11 protein-coding genes are annotated in these 15,677 nt (G+C 73.0%); 9 read left to right on the top strand and 2 right to left on the bottom strand.

Translation table 11 applies throughout. The features are described from left to right. The first annotated feature begins 2 nt into the window (after positions 1-2). The 7 genes from FB471_RS18915 to FB471_RS18890 all read left to right on the top strand — a co-directional run bounded on the left by FB471_RS18915 (position 3) and on the right by FB471_RS18890 (position 9,233). Positions 3-1,124, top strand: coding sequence for a hypothetical protein (locus tag FB471_RS18915; protein WP_141999772.1), 1,122 nt, complete (start codon positions 3-5; stop codon positions 1,122-1,124). A gap of 140 nt (positions 1,125-1,264) precedes the next feature. Further along, positions 1,265-2,554: a flagellar basal body-associated protein FliL gene (locus FB471_RS18910; protein ID WP_141999771.1), complete on the top strand. Its 1,290-nt coding sequence runs from the start codon at positions 1,265-1,267 to the stop codon at positions 2,552-2,554. A 14-nt stretch (positions 2,555-2,568) separates the two neighbouring features. After that, positions 2,569-4,158, top strand: coding sequence for a class I SAM-dependent methyltransferase (locus FB471_RS18905; protein ID WP_211358063.1), 1,590 nt, complete (start codon positions 2,569-2,571; stop codon positions 4,156-4,158). Further along, positions 4,155-4,973, top strand: coding sequence for a class I SAM-dependent methyltransferase (locus FB471_RS34595; RefSeq protein ID WP_211358062.1), 819 nt, complete (start codon positions 4,155-4,157; stop codon positions 4,971-4,973). Before FB471_RS18905 ends, FB471_RS34595 begins: the two co-directional genes overlap by 4 nt. Next, positions 4,970-6,871 carry a glycosyltransferase family 4 protein gene (locus tag FB471_RS18900; RefSeq protein ID WP_141999770.1) on the top strand — a complete coding sequence of 634 codons (1,902 nt, stop codon included), beginning with the start codon at positions 4,970-4,972 and terminating at the stop codon, positions 6,869-6,871. Before FB471_RS34595 ends, FB471_RS18900 begins: the two co-directional genes overlap by 4 nt. Beyond that, entirely contained in the window at positions 6,868-7,425 is a 558-nt protein-coding gene (locus FB471_RS18895) for a hypothetical protein (protein ID WP_141999769.1), read from the top strand. The genes FB471_RS18900 and FB471_RS18895 overlap by 4 nt, the downstream gene beginning before the upstream one ends. Further along, entirely contained in the window at positions 7,425-9,233 is a 1,809-nt protein-coding gene (locus tag FB471_RS18890; RefSeq protein WP_141999768.1) for a glycosyltransferase family protein, read from the top strand. Before FB471_RS18895 ends, FB471_RS18890 begins: the two co-directional genes overlap by 1 nt. Positions 9,234-9,239: 6 nt before the next feature. Here the strand turns inward: FB471_RS18890 and FB471_RS18885 are convergent, their stop codons facing one another. Beyond that, positions 9,240-10,289 (bottom strand): alcohol dehydrogenase family protein, encoded by a 1,050-nt coding sequence (locus FB471_RS18885; protein ID WP_141999767.1) that lies wholly within the window; start codon positions 10,287-10,289, stop codon positions 9,240-9,242. Between the two features lie 367 nt (positions 10,290-10,656). Here FB471_RS18885 and FB471_RS18880 point away from each other — a divergent pair, with 367 nt between their 5' ends. Continuing rightward, positions 10,657-11,061, top strand: coding sequence for a peptidase inhibitor family I36 protein (locus FB471_RS18880; RefSeq protein WP_141999766.1), 405 nt, complete (start codon positions 10,657-10,659; stop codon positions 11,059-11,061). Between the two features lie 4 nt (positions 11,062-11,065). Here FB471_RS18880 and FB471_RS18875 read toward each other — a convergent pair whose 3' ends face one another. Continuing rightward, on the bottom strand, positions 11,066-13,924 hold the full coding sequence (locus FB471_RS18875; protein WP_170220858.1) for an AfsR/SARP family transcriptional regulator: 2,859 nt from the start codon (positions 13,922-13,924) through the stop codon (positions 11,066-11,068). A gap of 137 nt (positions 13,925-14,061) precedes the next feature. Between FB471_RS18875 and FB471_RS18870 the strand changes: the two genes are divergently transcribed. Further along, the gene (locus FB471_RS18870; protein WP_141999764.1) at positions 14,062-15,675 is read left to right on the top strand and encodes an MFS transporter; all 1,614 of its coding nucleotides are present in this window, start codon (positions 14,062-14,064) and stop codon (positions 15,673-15,675) included. Positions 15,676-15,677 lie beyond the last annotated feature (2 nt).

Below are 15,677 nucleotides of genomic sequence, written 5' to 3'. Positions count from 1 at the left end.
GGATGAGCTGGCAGGAAGAGCTGCGCCGGCTGGACGGTGACCTGGCGGAGGGCCGGTTGGACATCGCCCAGCACCGGAAGCTGCGGGACGAGTTGCTCGCCGCCGTATCCGGCGGGATCGCGCCCTCCCCGTTTCCCTCGCCGGTGCGCCAGGAGGACACCGCGTACCGGCAGCAGGCCACGCCGACTCCGGACCCCGTCCCGCAGGAGAGCGCGCCGGGAACGCGGCCCGAGCGGCCCGCCCGGCCACCGTCGGCGGCGGCGCTGCTCGGCAGCGACGTATCACACACCGCGCCGAGCCCCGCCGACGAGCGGCCGACCGAGTGGATGACGGTCCCACCCGGTCTCCGCCGTCCCGGCCGACCGCGTTCCGGGTCGGCACCGGATACCGGTCCGGCCACTCCCGCCGGTTCCGTGCCCACGCACCCTCCCGCCCCGCACCGACCGCCCGAACCACGCCCATCCCGGGCCGTACCGATCTGGCTGCTCATCACGCTCGCCACCTTCCTGGTGCTCGCCGGGCTCGTCGGAGGGGTCTGGTGGCTCGGCACGGATCCCGCGGACGACGCCGGTAGCCAGGCGGCGCCGAGCGCTGGCCCGTCCACGACCCCCTCCGCGACCCCGTCGACGACCGGCGCACCCGCGAACACACCTCCGTTGGCGCAGCGGCTGCCGGAGCTGCCGGGCGTGCCGAACGAGAACAACTCCACGATGTCGGTGGACAAGGCCGTCCAGCTCGGGGTGCTGTCTCCGCGGATGGGCACGATCTGCGCCGAGGCAGGCGCCACCGAGGTGATCTACCGGTCCTCGGCGGCGGGCACGGACGGCTACCTGCTGCTGGTGGTACCGACCGGTTCGGCCGCGGAGGCGGCGACCGTGACCGATGCCCTGCGCGCCTCGGCGCGCACGATCGGGTTCACCGCGGTCGATCCCGGCCGCACGGACGGCAGGCAGACGTTGACCGGCAGCAACGAGACCGGGCGGATGGCCGCCACCTGGTATACATCCGGCCAACACAGTGTTGCGATCTGGGTTTCCCAGGGCCTCGCGGATGACCCGGCCGGGCTCGAACGCCGGCTGAACCGGACTGTCGACGAGGTCGAGGCGGTGCTCGGACCGGGGTAAAGCCGCCCGCGGCCGCGTCCGCCGGCGGTTCGGCCCTGCGCACCGGCCCGATCCGCAACCATGCACAATAACCGAGGTCACCTCGCGCGCAGCCACCGGCCGACAGGTGACCCGAACGCCAGCAGAGAGGGGCTATCAGGGTGTCCTGGCAAGAGGAGCTCCGCAAGTTGGACGAGGATCTCGCCTCGGGCCAGCTTTCCGCGGACGACTACCGGGTTCGCCGCGACCAGGTGCTCTCGTCCGCGATGTCACCGGCCGACGCCGGTCAGCGCGGTCCCGACCAGGCCGCACCGCAACCGCCGAACGACCAGCAGCAGCAACAGCAGCAGGGCGGCGAAGCGACCCAGATCGTGCCCCCGGTCAACCCGGGTAACACCGACGCCGAGCGCACCCAGGCCGTACCGAGGTGGCAGGTGCAGGCCCCGCACGGGCAGCAGCAGGCTCCCCCCGGACAGCCCTATCCGCAGCAGGCACCCGGTCAACAGCAGGCACCCGGTCAACCAGGACAGCCGGGCATGGCACAGCCCCCGCAGGGACACCAGCCCCCACCCGGTGCCTTCGGCCAGCATCCTTCCCCACCGGCCGGTTTCCAGCAGCCCGCCGAGCAGGGCTGGAACACGCCGGACAGCGACATGAGCCCGCCGTGGGGCGGCTCCGACTTCCCGCCGCTGGTCCCACCGGGCGAGGGGGCGCGGACAAAGCAGGGACCCGAGCTGTTCGACGAACCCTCCAGCAAGAGCAAGACCGGCAAGACGGTGGCCATCGTGCTGGTTGTGCTGGTTGTCGTCGGCGGCCTCGTCACCGGTGGGTACTTCCTGTTCAGCGGCGGCGACAACCAGGCGGGGCCCCAGGAGAGCAGCCAGCACAACCCGCCGCCACAGACCACGTCGAATGCGCCGACCAGCACCACCGTGCCCCCGGATGCCCCGCTGATCGATCGCGTTCCCGAGCCCCCGGGCACCGCCGACGAGAACAGTGGCGTGGTCCAGGTGGACGAGCTCGAGTCCCTCGGCGTGCTGGACAAGAAGTCCGTCCAGATCCTCGCCGAGCGCGAGCCGGAGAACGTGGCCTGGCGTGGCTCGGTCAAGGAACCCGATCAGTACAGCCCGCACCCGGACAAGGTCTCCGTGCTCGCGGTGGAAATGCCGCAGGCGACCGACGCCGAGAGCGCGCGCGATGACCTGAGCACGCACCGCGACGACCGCGGCTATGTCCACGTGGAGAAGTCCCTCGGCCGGATCCCGTCCGAGGTGGTGTTCCACAAGGACGTGCGCAAGGACAAGGTGACCTACTACGGCATGTGGGTCTCCGGCTCGGCGCTGGTCCAGGTGATGGTCGGCCAGGATCCGCTGGTCGACGAACCCGCGATGAGCGGGACCTACCAGCGGCAGGTGCACGCGGCCCTGGCCAATTTCCAGCCCACCGTGTAGCCGGGCGACAGCGGATGCCGAGCAGGGCCGACGGCGTACGTACCGAGCAACTCGTCGGCGCGATCGTGGCCGGGGCCACCGACCGGTCCTCGATGAGTGACGAGTTGCATTCCGCCGCTCGTGACTGGGCCGAGCGGCGGCATCTCGACCGGTCACGGGCGAACCTGCTGCGGGCGCTCGACTGGCCCGCCGGAGCGCGCGTGCTGCACCTGGGCCGGGGGGCCGGTGCGCTCACGCGTTACCTCGCCGAGCACACCGGATCGGTACTCGCCATGGAACCGACGTCCGAACTCGCCCGGATCGCCACGGCCTGGGTGGGCGGGCTGGACAACGTGCGGGTCGAGCTGTCCGATCCGCTCGATCCCGCAGCCGGCCCGGAATTCGACCTGGTGGTGGCGACCGGCGTCCTCGAACCGCTGGCCGAGCCGGACCGGCAACTCGAGTACCTGCGCACGCTACGGGGCGTGCTGCGGCCGGGCGGGATGCTGTGCCTCGCGGTGGAGAACCAGTTCGGTGCTCGCAACCTGGCCGGCGCGCCGCAACCGCACAGCCGCCGGCGCTGGGACGCGGTCGAGGGCTACCCGTTCGGCACGGCGCACCGCGCGCCGAGCCGTCGCGCGCTGGAATCGCTGCTGGATACGGCCGGGTTCACCGTCCAGCGGGTACTCGGTTGTTTCCCCGATCACCAGTTCACCAATGTGGTGCTCAGCGCGGAACTGCTGGCGCGGTACCCGCGGCTCGCGGTCGACCTTCCCCGGCTGCCGTCCGAGGACCCCACGGTGCCCGGGCCGCGGCCGGTGGACGAGGCCCGGTTGTGGAAGGAACTGGTCGCGGCGGGCCTGGGGGCGGACGCGTGGAACAGCTTCCTGGTGCTGGCCGGCGTACCGGGTGCGGACCCACCCGAGCCGCTCTGGCCGCCGGACCGGCTCGCCACCTATTTCAACACCGACCGCGCGGCGCGCTGGTGCACCGGCGCGCACGTGGTGGCGGTCCCCGGTGGCGCCGAGGTTCGCAGGCGCCCGCTGCTGGAGCCGGGCTCCCAGGATGGCTGCCCGGTGTCCATCCAACCGTGGTCCGACCCGGTGCACGACGGCCCGACCATGGTGGCCGCGATCCACGAGCGACCCTGGCTGGCCGAGGACCTGCTGCGTGCCTGGCACGACCTGATCCGCGAGCGGGCGGGCGAGTTCGGGGACGCCCTGTGGGATCTGCTGCCGCGCAACATCGTGGTGACCGCGGACGGCAGGCTGCATCCGATCGACCTGGAATGGCGGCTGGCCGGGACCGTGCCGGACGAGGTCGTCGAGCGCGGGCTGCTGCTCACCGCGGAACATCTGGCCAGCCTGTCCTGGCCGGGTGCGGGCAGCCACAACACGGTGCGGGACCTCGCGGGGTGGCTCGGCAGGCTGCTGCACAAGGACATTTCTTACGTGGAACGGGCCGTCACCAGGGAGGCACGCTTCCAGACGCTGCGCTGGAGCGGGGGCGCCACCGGGGAAGCGGCGCTGGAAGCCCAGCGGGAGGAGATCGCCGGCGCCTGGTACCGGCGGCTCGACGAGCACGTACCGGTGTCCGGGGACACCGCGGTGAAAGAGGACGGATGAACAGCAGCGGCCACACCACGCAGGCGTCGCCGCCCGGGGCGGACCTCCCGCCGCTCGAGGGGTACCTGGATACCTTGGTCGACCGGGTCATGGCGAGGGTGGACCGCACGATCGTGGATGGCGACCCGATGTTCGACGGCAGCGTCGAGCAGTACTTCCGGGCGTGCGCGGACGCACTCCGGGCGGTGCTCGGCGCCCTGCTGAGCACCGGCAACGGTGCGCCGCGCAGGGTGCTCGACTTCGGCTGCGGGCACGGGCGGGTGTTGCGCGGTCTGCGCGCCGCGTTCCCCGCGGCCGAGTTGCTCGCCTGCGACACCGACGAGGACGCGGTCGCCCGGTGCGGGACTGCCTTCGGCGCGACCCCGATCGCGGGCGAGCTGGACGTCATCGACATCCAGCAGGTGCACGGCGTGGACCTGATCTGGTGCGGCTCCGTGCTCACCCACTTCGACCCCGCGCAGTGGGACCTGTTCCTGCGGTACTTCGCCCGTGCCCTGAACCCGGGCGGGGTCGTGGTGACGACCATCCACGGCAGGCGGGTGGCGTGGCGGGCCCGGCAGGGTGCCGAGTACGGGCTGGGTGCCAGGGCGACCGATCGGCTGCTGGCCACCTACCACGCATGCGGCCAGGCCTACGAAGGGCAGGGTGAGGGGTGGTACGGCATCTCGCTGTGCAGCCCCGGCTCGACGGTCGACCGCGCGGCACGAGCTCCGGGACTGCGCCTTGCCTGCTACCAGGAGGCGGCCTGGGACCGCCATCAGGACGTCCTGGTACTGGTCAAGGACGCCGAGACGACACTATGGACGGCACCATGAGTAGCAGCAGGCTGGACGCCGGTATCGAACCACCGGCCGAGAAGGTCGGGCACCAGTTCGCGGTGCACGGGTGGCTCACCGGCACGACGACGCTGGAAGGGTGCACGGTCCGGATCGCGGGCTCCCCCGCGGGCCTCTCCCTCGCCCCGGACCAGGGGGCGGACCGGGCCACGTTGCGGTGGACGGCCCGGCCGTCCACCCCCGTGCCACCCGGCAGGCAGGCCGTCGAGCTCGTCGGACCGAACCTGCGCACCCTGGCCGTCGGCTACGTGGACGTCGGCGGCGAGGACGAGCCGCTGGGCCTGCTCGAGCTGGATCACCCGCTGCCCGAGGCCACGGTCGAGGGGGACGTGCTGCCGGTGCGGGGCTGGGCCCTGCTGGACGGATGCGCCCCGAGCGCCGTGGACCTCCTGGTGGACGGCGCGGCGCGGGCGCGAGCCCGGATCCGGATCCCGCGCGCGGACGTGGCGGAGGCACTTCCGGACTTCCCGGACGCGGGCACCAGCGGGTTCGAGGCGACCGTTCCGCTCGACCTCCCGCCGGGCACCGAGCACCGGCTGTCCGTGCGGGTTCGGATACGCAATCACCTCACCGGCGAGTGGACCTCCCCCGCACGGTTCTGCACCGTGCGGGTACCGGACCGGGATGCCGAGGACGAGTCCCTGGCGGCCGAGCTTTCCGGCCGCTCCCGCGCGCTGCTGGACCGGGTGGCCGGTCCGGCCGATCCGCGGCACGTGCTGGTGTTCGCGCACAGCCTGCGGCTCGGCGGCGGGCAGCTGTGGCTACAGGAGCTGCTGACCGGGCTGGTCCGGCAGCACGGCTGGACGGCGACCGTGATCTCACCGATGGACGGGCCGCTGCGTCAGGACTGCATGGACCTCGGCGTCCCGGTGCATCTGACCTCGCCGTACGCCGTGGACACCGTGCCGGGCTACGAGGGTCAGGTGGCGGAGCTGGCCCTGCTTGCCAGGTCCACCGGCGCCGGGGTGGCGCTGGTGAACACCCTCAGCGCGTTTCCCGGCGCCGACGCGGCCGCCCGCGCCGGGTTGCCGGTGGCCTGGGCGGTGCACGAGAGCTTCCCGCTGAGCACCTTCGCCTACGAGCACTGGCAGCCCTCCGGGGTCAACCCGACCGTGCGCGCCCGCTGGGAGCGGCTGCTCGGCACGACCGAGCACCTGCTGTTCGTCGCCGACTCCACCCGCGAGATGTTCGCCCGGTACGCGGCGCCACAGCGCACGCGGACCGTCCGGTACGGCACACCGATGGTCCGGTTCGGCGGGCACACCAGCGACCGGGCGAAGCGGGAGGCCCGGCGCGCGCTGGGGCTGCCGGAGGACGGCCTGATCGTGCTCAACGTCGGCATCATGGAACCCCGCAAGGGCCAGGTCGGCCTGATCGCCGCCATGGACAGGGTGCGCTGGGCACGTCCGGACGTGCTGCTGACCGTGGTCGGCCACCATCCCTCCGAGTACAGCCTCGCGACCTCGGACCTGGTCGCCGCCAAGGGACTCGAGCACTGGGTGAACCTGGTGGAGCTGCAACGCGATCCGGTGCCCTGGTTCCGGGCGGCGGACCTGTTCGTGAACAGCTCCGATATCGAGTCGCTGCCGAGGTCGATCCTGGAGGCGGTGTGCTGCGGGCTGCCGGTCGTCGCCAGCGACGTGTTCGGCGCGCGCGAGGTCATCACCGACGGTCACTCCGGCTGGCTGTTCGAACCCAACGATGTCGACGCGCTGACCGTGGCCCTGCTGCGTGCACTGGAGACACCCGCCGAACGACGACGTGAGATGGCGGCCGAGGCCTACCAGGCACTCGCCGGGTGGCTCGATCCCGCGGGTTACGTCACCGAGTACTCCGGCGTGCTCGCCGAACTGAGCAAGGGGGAAGGGAAACCATGAGCAACAATGACCTTCGCGGGCTGCCGGGCCCGCTGCGGGCCGAGGTGACCCGGCTGCGGGCCGAGCGGGAGGTGCTGACCGCCGAGCGGGAGCGCCTGCGCACCCTGCTGGACGAAACCGAGAGCGCCGTCACCGAGTTGACCGCCGAGCGGGACCGGCTGCGGACCGAGCGCTCCGCCGAGGAGATGGCGGCGTTGCGGGAGCGCGTGGCCCTCGCCGAGCAGGAGGCCGCGGACCGGCGTGCCGAGGCGGACGCGTTGCGCCAGGAGACGTCCGCCGCCCGGGCCGAGCGGGACACGCTCCGCGCCGAGCTGGCCGTCACCAGGGACGAGCGGGACTCGGTGCGGCTGCGGCTGCTGGACGCGGAACTCGCGCTGGCCGGCCGGGGTGGGCTCGCCCAGCAGGGTGGCGGCGACCCGGACGCCGACCGGCGGGTGGCCAAGCTCGCGGACGAGGTCGCGGCGCTGAGCAACGAGCTGGACGCGACGAAGGCCACCGTGAGCTGGCGGGTCACCGCGCCGTTGCGCGCCGTACGCAGGCGGACCCCGCGCTGATGGGGCCCGCGGAAATCTGCTTCGTCGCCGGCCGCGGCGGTTCGGTGTTCATGGACGAGATTCTCGATGTGGTTGCCGACGCGGTCCGCCGCGTCGGTGGCCGCACCCGCACCGCGATCGGCCGGTTCCCCGAGCCGGGTCCGGACACCGTTTACCTGGTGGTGCCGCACGAGTACTTCATCGTGACCCCGCAGGCCGAGCTGCCCGGTCCGGAACTGCTCGCCCGCACCATCGGGTTCTGTGTCGAGCATCCGGGCACGCTCTCCTTCGAGCGCACCGCCCAGTGGGTGCCAAGGCTCGCCTGCGGGGTCGACATCAACCTGGACTCCACCGCCGAGCTGCGCAGGCGGGGCAACCCGGTGGAGCACTTCCAGCTCGGCTACAGCCCGCTCTGGGACCACTGGGGCGGCGACCCGGACAGGCCGCGCTCGGTGGACGTGACCTACCTCGGCACCGAGGAGGCCAGGCGGTCGCGGTTGCTCGGGTCCTACTGGCGCGAACTGGAGTCGCTGCGCACCCGGATACTCACCCCGCCGCACGAGATGATGGGCCCGCCCCGGGTCGACTTCCTCCCGGGTGCCGCGAAGTTCGCCCATCTCGCCGACTCCCGGATGCTGCTGAACCTGCACCGCGGCCGCTCGGTGGCGCTGGAGTGGGTCCGGGTGTTGGAGGCGCTGTGCAACGGCTGCGTGGTACTCACCGAGCCCTCTCCCGACATCGAGCCGCTGGTTCCTGGGGAGCATCTGATGGTGGCCAGGGCCGAGGCGTTGGGAGCCGTCGCGAGCGCGCTGGCCGGGCAGCCGGAGCGGGAACGGGAGCTGCGGCAGGCGGGCTACGAGTTCGTGCGCACCAAGCTCGACCTCCCGGCCTCGGCAACCATGCTGGTCGAGACGGCCACGCGCCTGGTCGGCGGTTCCTTCGACGGCGTGCAGGTGGCCGGCCCGGCTGCCGAGGTGGGTACGCGGCTGGCCGGGGGCAGCAGGCAACCCGCCGAGTCGATCTCGGTCAGCACCCCGTCCTGGGACGTGCGGTTCTCCCCAGGGCCCACCGGCCCGCAGGATCCGGGCGACCCGGCCGCCTGCGCGATGGCCGTGGAACGGACAAGGTACGCGCGCAGGGCGGCTCGCCGGGGCTGGCAGGCGGGTCGCCACGCGGACCTGTTCGGCGAGGCTCCACGCGCCGACGTGGACGTGCTGGTCGTGCGCAGGCCGGGTGAGCCGGACCCGGCCGAGCTGGTGCACGACCTGCTGAGCGGTTCCCTGTTGCCCCGCCGGGTGCTGCTCGGCGAGGACGGTTCCGCCTCGCGTTCGACCACGCGGCCACACGACACGCTGGTGCACGAGTTCCCGCTCGGCCGGGGCGTCACCCGCAACACCCTGCTGCGACGTTCCGGCGCGCCCCGGACGCTGGTGCTGGACGCGGGGATGCGGGCCGCGAAGCACCTGCTGGAGCGGCTGCTGGAAGGCGGGCCCGAGCAGGGGGTGGCGCACTGCCCGGTGGCGGACCCGGTGGCGGGCCTGGTCGGCGCGCTGCCCGCCGAGCAACGCAGGCTGGACCGGCTGCCCTACCTGGGCAGCGGCTACCTGGTGCACCGCTCGGTGCTGGACGCGGTGGGCGGCTGGACCGAGGACCCGCTGCTGGACGGGTTGGAGGACCACGTGTTCTGGCGCCGGGTGGTCGCGGGCGGGCAGCGGAGCACGCTGGTGCAGCAGGTGCTGCTGCACCGCATGCGGCCGGATCCGGCGCCCCGCCCGGTGGATCTCGACCCGCGGAAGGTGTGGGCGGCGGCGAACGCTCCCGGTGCCTGAGCCGGCTCAGCCCTCGCCGGGCAACACGACCAGCTTGCCGAAGAAGTTCTTCCGCTCGAACTCCTCCTGCGCCGCGGCCAGCTCGCGCAGCGGGAAGCTCCCGGCGAGCAGCGGGCGCAGCTCGCCGGCCTCCAGATAAGCCAGCAGCCCGGCGAAGTCGGCGTGGGTGCCGAAGGAGGAGCCGATGAGCTGGAGCTGCCGCAGGTAGACGGTACGCAGGTCGGCCTGGACCAGCGGGCCGGCGATCCCGCCGGCGACCACGTAGCGGCCGAGCGGGGCGAGTACCCCCAGCAGCGCGGGGAAGGACGGCCCGGCCACCACGTCGGCGACCACCTCGACCTGCCGCCCTTCCAGTGCCTCCGCCAGCGCGGCGGGCAGGTCGGGCGCCGCCCGGTCCACCACCGCCTCGGCGCCCAGCTCGCGCACCGGCTCGTGCTTGCCCGCACCGGCCACCGCCACCACCCGGGCGCCCCGTGCCGTGGCGAGCTGGACCAGCGCCGAGCCCACGCCGCCGGAGGCCCCGGTGACCAGCACGGTCTCCCCCTCGGCAAGGCCGGCCCTTCCCAGCATCCGCAGCGCGGTGGTGTACGCGGTCGGGAAGGTGGCCAGCTCGGCGTCGGAGAGCGGACTGTGCACCGGATGGGCCAGCTCGGCCGGCACCGTGACCAGCTCGGCGAACCCACCGTCGCGCTCGCTGCCGAGGTAGTCGGTGGTCACCAGATCCCGCTCGCCACCCTGGTAGAGCATCGGGTCGATCAGCACCCGCTCGCCGATCCGCGCACCGGGGACCCCCTGACCGACCTGGTCGATCCGGCCGGCCACATCGGCGCCCTGGATCCGGGGAAAGCGCGGCGGTTCGCGGCGCCAGCCGGTGATCGAGGACGGGTCCTCCGCGGAGCCGTATGCGCCCTGCCTGGTCCAGATGTCGGTGTTGTTCATGCCAGCGGCGCCGACCCGTACGCGGACCTCCCCCGCGCCGGCCGACGGGTCCGGCACATCCTCCCGGTACACCAGCCGCTCCGGCCCGCCGAACCCGGTGAGCAGTACCGCACGCATGTCTCGCCTCCCAAAAGTAAACAGACCGGTATGGTTACACGAGAGCATGAGCAGGGGTTTCTGTCAACCGGGTGATCATCGGGCCCTCGGACGGGTGAGATCGGCCGTGTCGCCGACCGCCCTCCCACCGCGCGGGGGAGACCGGGAGCAGCATCGCCGGGGAGAGGAGGCGGCATGCTGCTGGAAATCGCCATCGTCGCCGCGCTCGCGGTCGTCTTCGTGGTGCGGCTGGTCCTGGACCTGCGGCACCGCTGATCCCCCACTCGCCGCGGCCGGCGGGGCGGGAGTTAGGCGCGGGTTAGCCGGGATGTAGCCGGGCGGCGCACGCTTGCCGGTGGCAAGCACGACCATCGAAACGGGGGATCTCATGCGCAAGACCGCTCTGCTCGCCTCCTTCGCCGCCGCGGCGCTGGCGGCCACGGCCTTCACCGGCGTGGCGGCCGCGGACACCACATCCACCGCCCGGAACGGCAAGTGCGAGAACCTGGAGTTCTGCCTGTACTACAACAGCACCCTGGGTGGCTCGGTCTCGGACTTCGACCGGAAGGTGAGCAACTTCGCGCCCTACGTGTTCAAGGGGCCGGGCGCGGGCAGGGGGCAGTCGGTGAAGAACAACGCCGCTTCCGCCTGTAACCGGATGGGCCGCTACACCGCCCGGATCTACTACAACTCCGGGTACAAGGGCCCGCACGACGACATCCCGCCGAAGGCCTGCCGCAACCTGTCGGTGACCTACAACGACAACGCGTCCTGGAAGTGGGTCCTGTCCTGACCGCTCAGGCGCCCGACCCCGCCGAGGTCGCGACGGACCGCCGCAGCGTTCGCGCCCGGTCCAGGTACCGCCGGGCTTCGGGGGTGTTCCCGCGGTCCGCCTCGACGGAGCCGAGTAGCTCCCAGCACCGTGCTTCGTCGAGGCGGGACCCGTTCCGGCGGAAGATCTCGGCCGCGCGCTCCAGATCGGGCACCGCGTGCGCCCGATCCGCGCGCCGTGCGTGCACCTCGCCCGACTTCACCAGCGTGTAGGCGACGCACCGGTCGTCCCCGAGGTCGCGGAAGATCCGCAACGCCGCGCGTAGCTGCCCGAGTGCCGTGTCCGGTTCCTGCGACTCGCTCATCTCGCGCAGGACCACCGCCTCCCGGTGCCGGTCACCCAGGGTGCGGCACAGGCTGAGTGCCTCCGCGAACCACGACCGGGCCTTCTCCGGCTCATCCTGGGCCAGCCGCATCGTGCCGATCGCGCTCATCAGCTGCGCCTCGGTGTGCCGGTCCCCGGCCGCGGCCACCAGTTCCAGCGCACGTTCGGCCTGCTCGAGGGCGGGTCCCGGCTGGCAGAGCACGCGGTGGATCGTGCCGAGCCCCGCGGTGGCCAGCCCCTCGCCGAGCTTGTCGCCGACCTGCCGGAACAACTCCACCGACCGCTCCATGGTCGCGGTGGCCTCCGGCATCCGATCCCGGTAGATGTGCACCTGGGCGATACCGCGCAGCAGCACCGCCTCACCGAGCCGGTTGCCGTCCCGGCGCACCGCGTCGAGCGCGGCCTCGTGCCCGCGCTGCCAGTCCTCGTGCCTGCTGTGGTGGTCGTAGTACGACACCGCGACCGCCGCCAGCTCCCACGCGGACTCGGCCGGTCCCCACTCGGCGGCCAGCCGCACCGCACCGAGCAGGCCGGCCCGTTCGGCCTCGAACCAGCTCACCGGATCGGCCACCGCCCGGCCCCACACATCGGCGGGCGCCCTTCGCCGTGGCGCCGAGCCACGCGGCGGCCGGAACAGGCTGGGCGGCAGGGCGTCGGCCGCCCGGCTGGCGAGGTCGAGCCAGGTGGCGAGCAACCGGCCCACCGCGGCGCGGCGTTCCGCCCGCGGGATCGACTCCGCCCCCTCGACGGCGTAGGCGCGCAGGAGGTCGTGCAGCCGGTAACGGGCCTCCCCGTTGCCGTCGGTGGTGACGATCCGGACGAGGTTGGCGTCGACCAGCTCGTCGAGCTCGTCCTCGGCATGCTCGCGGTCGAGCAGCGGGCCGATCACCCAACCGGGCACCGTCTGCGGCCCGAGCAGGCCGAGCAGTCGCAGCGCGTGCCCGGCGTCCGGCGCGAGGTTGTGCACGCTGAGATCGAAGCTCGCCCGCACGCCGAGGTCGCCGAGGCGCAGCTCGGAGAGCCTGCGGGACTCGTCGTCCAACCGTTCCCCGAGCACCCGCAGGGACCACGCGGGGCGGCCGAGCAGCTTGCCCGCGGCGATCCGGATGGCCAGCGGCAGGTGCCCGCACGCACGCAGGATGGCGGCCGCGTCCGCGGGCTCGCGCCGCACCCGGTCCGCGCCGACGATGCGGGTGAACAACGCGTGCGCGTCGGGCTCGTCGAGCACGTCCAGCTCGGTGTGCCGGGCGCCGGGGAGGCCGGTGAGCACCCCGCGGCTGGTCACGATGGCGGCGCAGGTCCCGGTCGGGGGCTGCAACCAGCGGACCTGCTCGGTGCCCGCGGCGTCGTCAAGGACCAGCAGCATCCGCCGGCCGGTGAGCAACGACCGGTAGAGCGCGGCCCTGGCGCCGAGGCCTTCCGGCACCGCCGCGCCGGTGACCCCGAGTGCGTGCAGCACCTCGGCGAGCACGACCGCGGGGGCACGCGGCTGCGGCGAGGTCCCTTCCAGGTCGAGGTAGAGCTGACCGTCCGGGAAGTTCCCCGCGGCGCGGCGCGCGGCGTGCAGCGCAAGGGTGGACTTGCCGATGCCGGGCCCGCCGGAGACCACCGCCACCACCGGTGGCTCCTCGGGTGAGCGGCCGGTCAGCAAGGCGGCGAGCTCGTCGAGCTCCTCGCGGCGGCCGGTGAAGTCGGGAACATCGGCGGGTAGCTGGCAGATCCGCGGAACCACGACGGCGGGCTGCCCCGACCCGGCCCGCGCCGGATCGCCCTCCAGTATCCGCTGGTGCAGCTCGCGCAGCTCCGCCCCCGGCTCGATGCCCAACTCCTCGACGAGCAGCTCGCGCGCCCGCTGGTAGGTCCGCAGGGCCTCCGCCGTCCGGCCGGCGCTGAACTGGGCGAGCATCAGCCGCCGCCAGGACCGTTCCCGCAGCGGGTGCTCCTCGACAAGGCGGGCCAGCTCGCCGATGAGCGTCGCGTGCCGGCCACACTCGAGGTCGGCGTCCACCCTGGCGTCGATCGCGTCGAGTCGCTGCTCCGCCAGCCTGCCCGCCGCGGCACTGATCGTCGCCGAGGCGGGCACGTCGGCGAAGGCAGGCCCGCGCCAGAGCGCGAGCGCGCCGGCGAGCCGGTCGGCGGCGCGTTCGGGATCGCCCTCCCGCAATGCCCGGTGGCCGTCTTCGACCTGGGTCGCGAAGACCCGCAGGTCGGTGTCCTCCTCCCCGAGCAGGAGCCGGTAGCCGGGGGCCACGGTGCCGAGCACGCGGCCCTCGCGGTCGCCGAGCAGGCGGCGCAGTCGCAGGATGTAGCCGTGCACCTGGGTGGCGGCCGTCTTGGGCCGGTGATCGCCCCAGAGTTCGCACCCGATCCGGTCGACGGTCAGCACCTGGGGCGCGTGCACGAGCAGGGTGGCCAGCAGCAGCCGCGGCTTGGCCGCTCCGATCCCGGTCCACCCGGTACCGTCATGTACCTGCAACGGCCCCAGAAGCCGGAACTTCACGACGGAGCCTCCCCCTGTTCGAAGCCGTCTCACCCTACCCCGGCGCCGCCGTCCCCGGACTCGCTCATTGACCTCAACTTAGCTTGAACTCCTAGCCTCATGCTGGAAACGGGATCTTCGACCGGAGGGTGGAACCAATGTCCGAGACCGCACAGAGAGCGGGGCTACGCGAGTGGGTGGGGCTGGTCGTGCTGACCCTGCCCGCGCTGGTCATCGCCATGGACTTCACCGCGCTGCACCTCGCCGTGCCGAAGCTCAGCGCGGACCTGCAACCGACCAGCACGCAGATGCTGTGGATCGTGGACATCTACGGCTTCCTGATCGCCGGGCTGCTGGTGGTGATGGGCACGCTCGGCGACCGGATCGGCAGGCGCAAGCTGCTGCTGATCGGCGGGGCCGCGTTCGGCGCCGCCTCGGTGCTGACCGCCTTCGCAAGCAGTGCCGAGCTGCTGATCGCCGGCCGCGCCCTGCTCGGCGTCACCGGGGCCACCCTGCTGCCCTCCACCCTGGCACTGATCAGCAACATGTTCGCCGACCCCGTGCAGCGCCGGCGCGCGATCGCGGTGTGGTCGACCAGCTTCATGCTGGGCGGGGCGATCGGGCCGCTGGTCAGCGGTGGCCTGCTGGAGACGTTCTGGTGGGGCTCGGTCTTCCTGCCCGCGGTGCCGGTGATGCTGCTGCTGATCGGGCTGGGTCCGGTGGTCCTGCCCGAGTTCCGCACCGCGTCCGCGGGCCGGGTGGACCTGGCCAGCGTCGTGCTGGCGATGGCATCCATCCTGCCGGTTGTCTACGGGGTGAAGGAGCTCGCCAAGGGCGGCCTTTCGGCGACCGCGCCGCTGTCCCTCGCGGCCGGGGCCCTGCTCGGCTGGGTGTTCCTGCGGCGGCAGCGGCGGCTGACCAACCCGCTGCTGGACCTGGCCCTGTTCGGCAACCGCTCGTTCAACGCCTCCATCGGGGCGCAGACCACCTCGCTGTTCGTGCTGGCCGCCATGCAGTTCTTCCTCATGCAGTACCTGCAACTGGTGCTCGGGTTCTCCCCGCTCGCCGCGGGACTGTGGACCATCCCGGCGATGGTCGCCGGGGTGATCGCCAGCCTGCTGGTTCCCTCGCTGGCCCAGCGGATCAGCCCGCCGCGGCTGATCGTCACCGGCATGCTGCTGGCCGTGGGCGGGCTCGGGATCATCGCCGGGGCGGGTTCCTCCGGGGTCGGGCTGGCGATGGCCGGGTTCATCCTGCTCAACCTCAGCCTCAACCCGACGATGGTGCTCACCTACGACCTGATCATCGGCAGCGCCCCCGCCGAGCGGGCCGGCACCGCGAGCGGGACCGCGGAGACCGGCAACGAGTTGGGCATCGCACTCGGCGTCGCGATCGCGGGCAGCATCGGGGCGGCCGTCTACCGGGGCCGGCTGACCGGGGACACCCTGCCCGCGGGCACCCCGGCCGGGGCGGCCGACGCCGCGCGGGACACCCTCGGCGGCGCGGTGGCCGCCGCGGCGGAGTTGCCCGCCGGACTCGGGGCGCGGCTGCTCGCGGTGACCAGGGACGCCTTCCTGCACGGCATGACGCTGACCACGATCGTGCTGGCGGCGCTGCTGGCCGCGGTCACCGGCACCGTGGCGCTGCTGCTGCGCGGGAGCGGCGCGGCACCGGCACCGCGGGACGACCGCGTTGACGAGAGCGCTGACGAGAGCGCGAATGAAAGCACGGACGAGGACGACGAGTGCGGCGAGCCCGCGGTCGTCGGGTGAGG

This window comes from Amycolatopsis cihanbeyliensis, assembly GCF_006715045.1.
GTDB classification, from domain to species: domain Bacteria; phylum Actinomycetota; class Actinomycetes; order Mycobacteriales; family Pseudonocardiaceae; genus Amycolatopsis; species Amycolatopsis cihanbeyliensis.
The sequence above is the reverse complement of the archived record's forward strand: the minus strand, read 5'-3'. Positions and strand labels throughout refer to the sequence as shown.

What these genes read in the sequence shown, in the direction of transcription:
- FB471_RS18915 (WP_141999772.1), top strand. Translation starts at nt 3, where the DNA reads ATGAGCTGGCAGGAAGAGCTGCGCCGGCTGGACGGTGACCTGGCGGAG.
- FB471_RS18905 (WP_211358063.1), top strand. Translation starts at nt 2,569, where the DNA reads ATGCCGAGCAGGGCCGACGGCGTACGTACCGAGCAACTCGTCGGCGCG.
- FB471_RS34595 (WP_211358062.1), top strand. Translation starts at nt 4,155, where the DNA reads ATGAACAGCAGCGGCCACACCACGCAGGCGTCGCCGCCCGGGGCGGAC.
- FB471_RS18900 (WP_141999770.1), top strand. Translation starts at nt 4,970, where the DNA reads ATGAGTAGCAGCAGGCTGGACGCCGGTATCGAACCACCGGCCGAGAAG.
- FB471_RS18895 (WP_141999769.1), top strand. Translation starts at nt 6,868, where the DNA reads ATGAGCAACAATGACCTTCGCGGGCTGCCGGGCCCGCTGCGGGCCGAG.
- FB471_RS18890 (WP_141999768.1), top strand. Translation starts at nt 7,425, where the DNA reads ATGGGGCCCGCGGAAATCTGCTTCGTCGCCGGCCGCGGCGGTTCGGTG.
- FB471_RS18885 (WP_141999767.1), bottom strand. Translation starts at nt 10,289, where the DNA reads ATGCGTGCGGTACTGCTCACCGGGTTCGGCGGGCCGGAGCGGCTGGTG.
- FB471_RS18880 (WP_141999766.1), top strand. Translation starts at nt 10,657, where the DNA reads ATGCGCAAGACCGCTCTGCTCGCCTCCTTCGCCGCCGCGGCGCTGGCG.
- FB471_RS18870 (WP_141999764.1), top strand. Translation starts at nt 14,062, where the DNA reads ATGTCCGAGACCGCACAGAGAGCGGGGCTACGCGAGTGGGTGGGGCTG.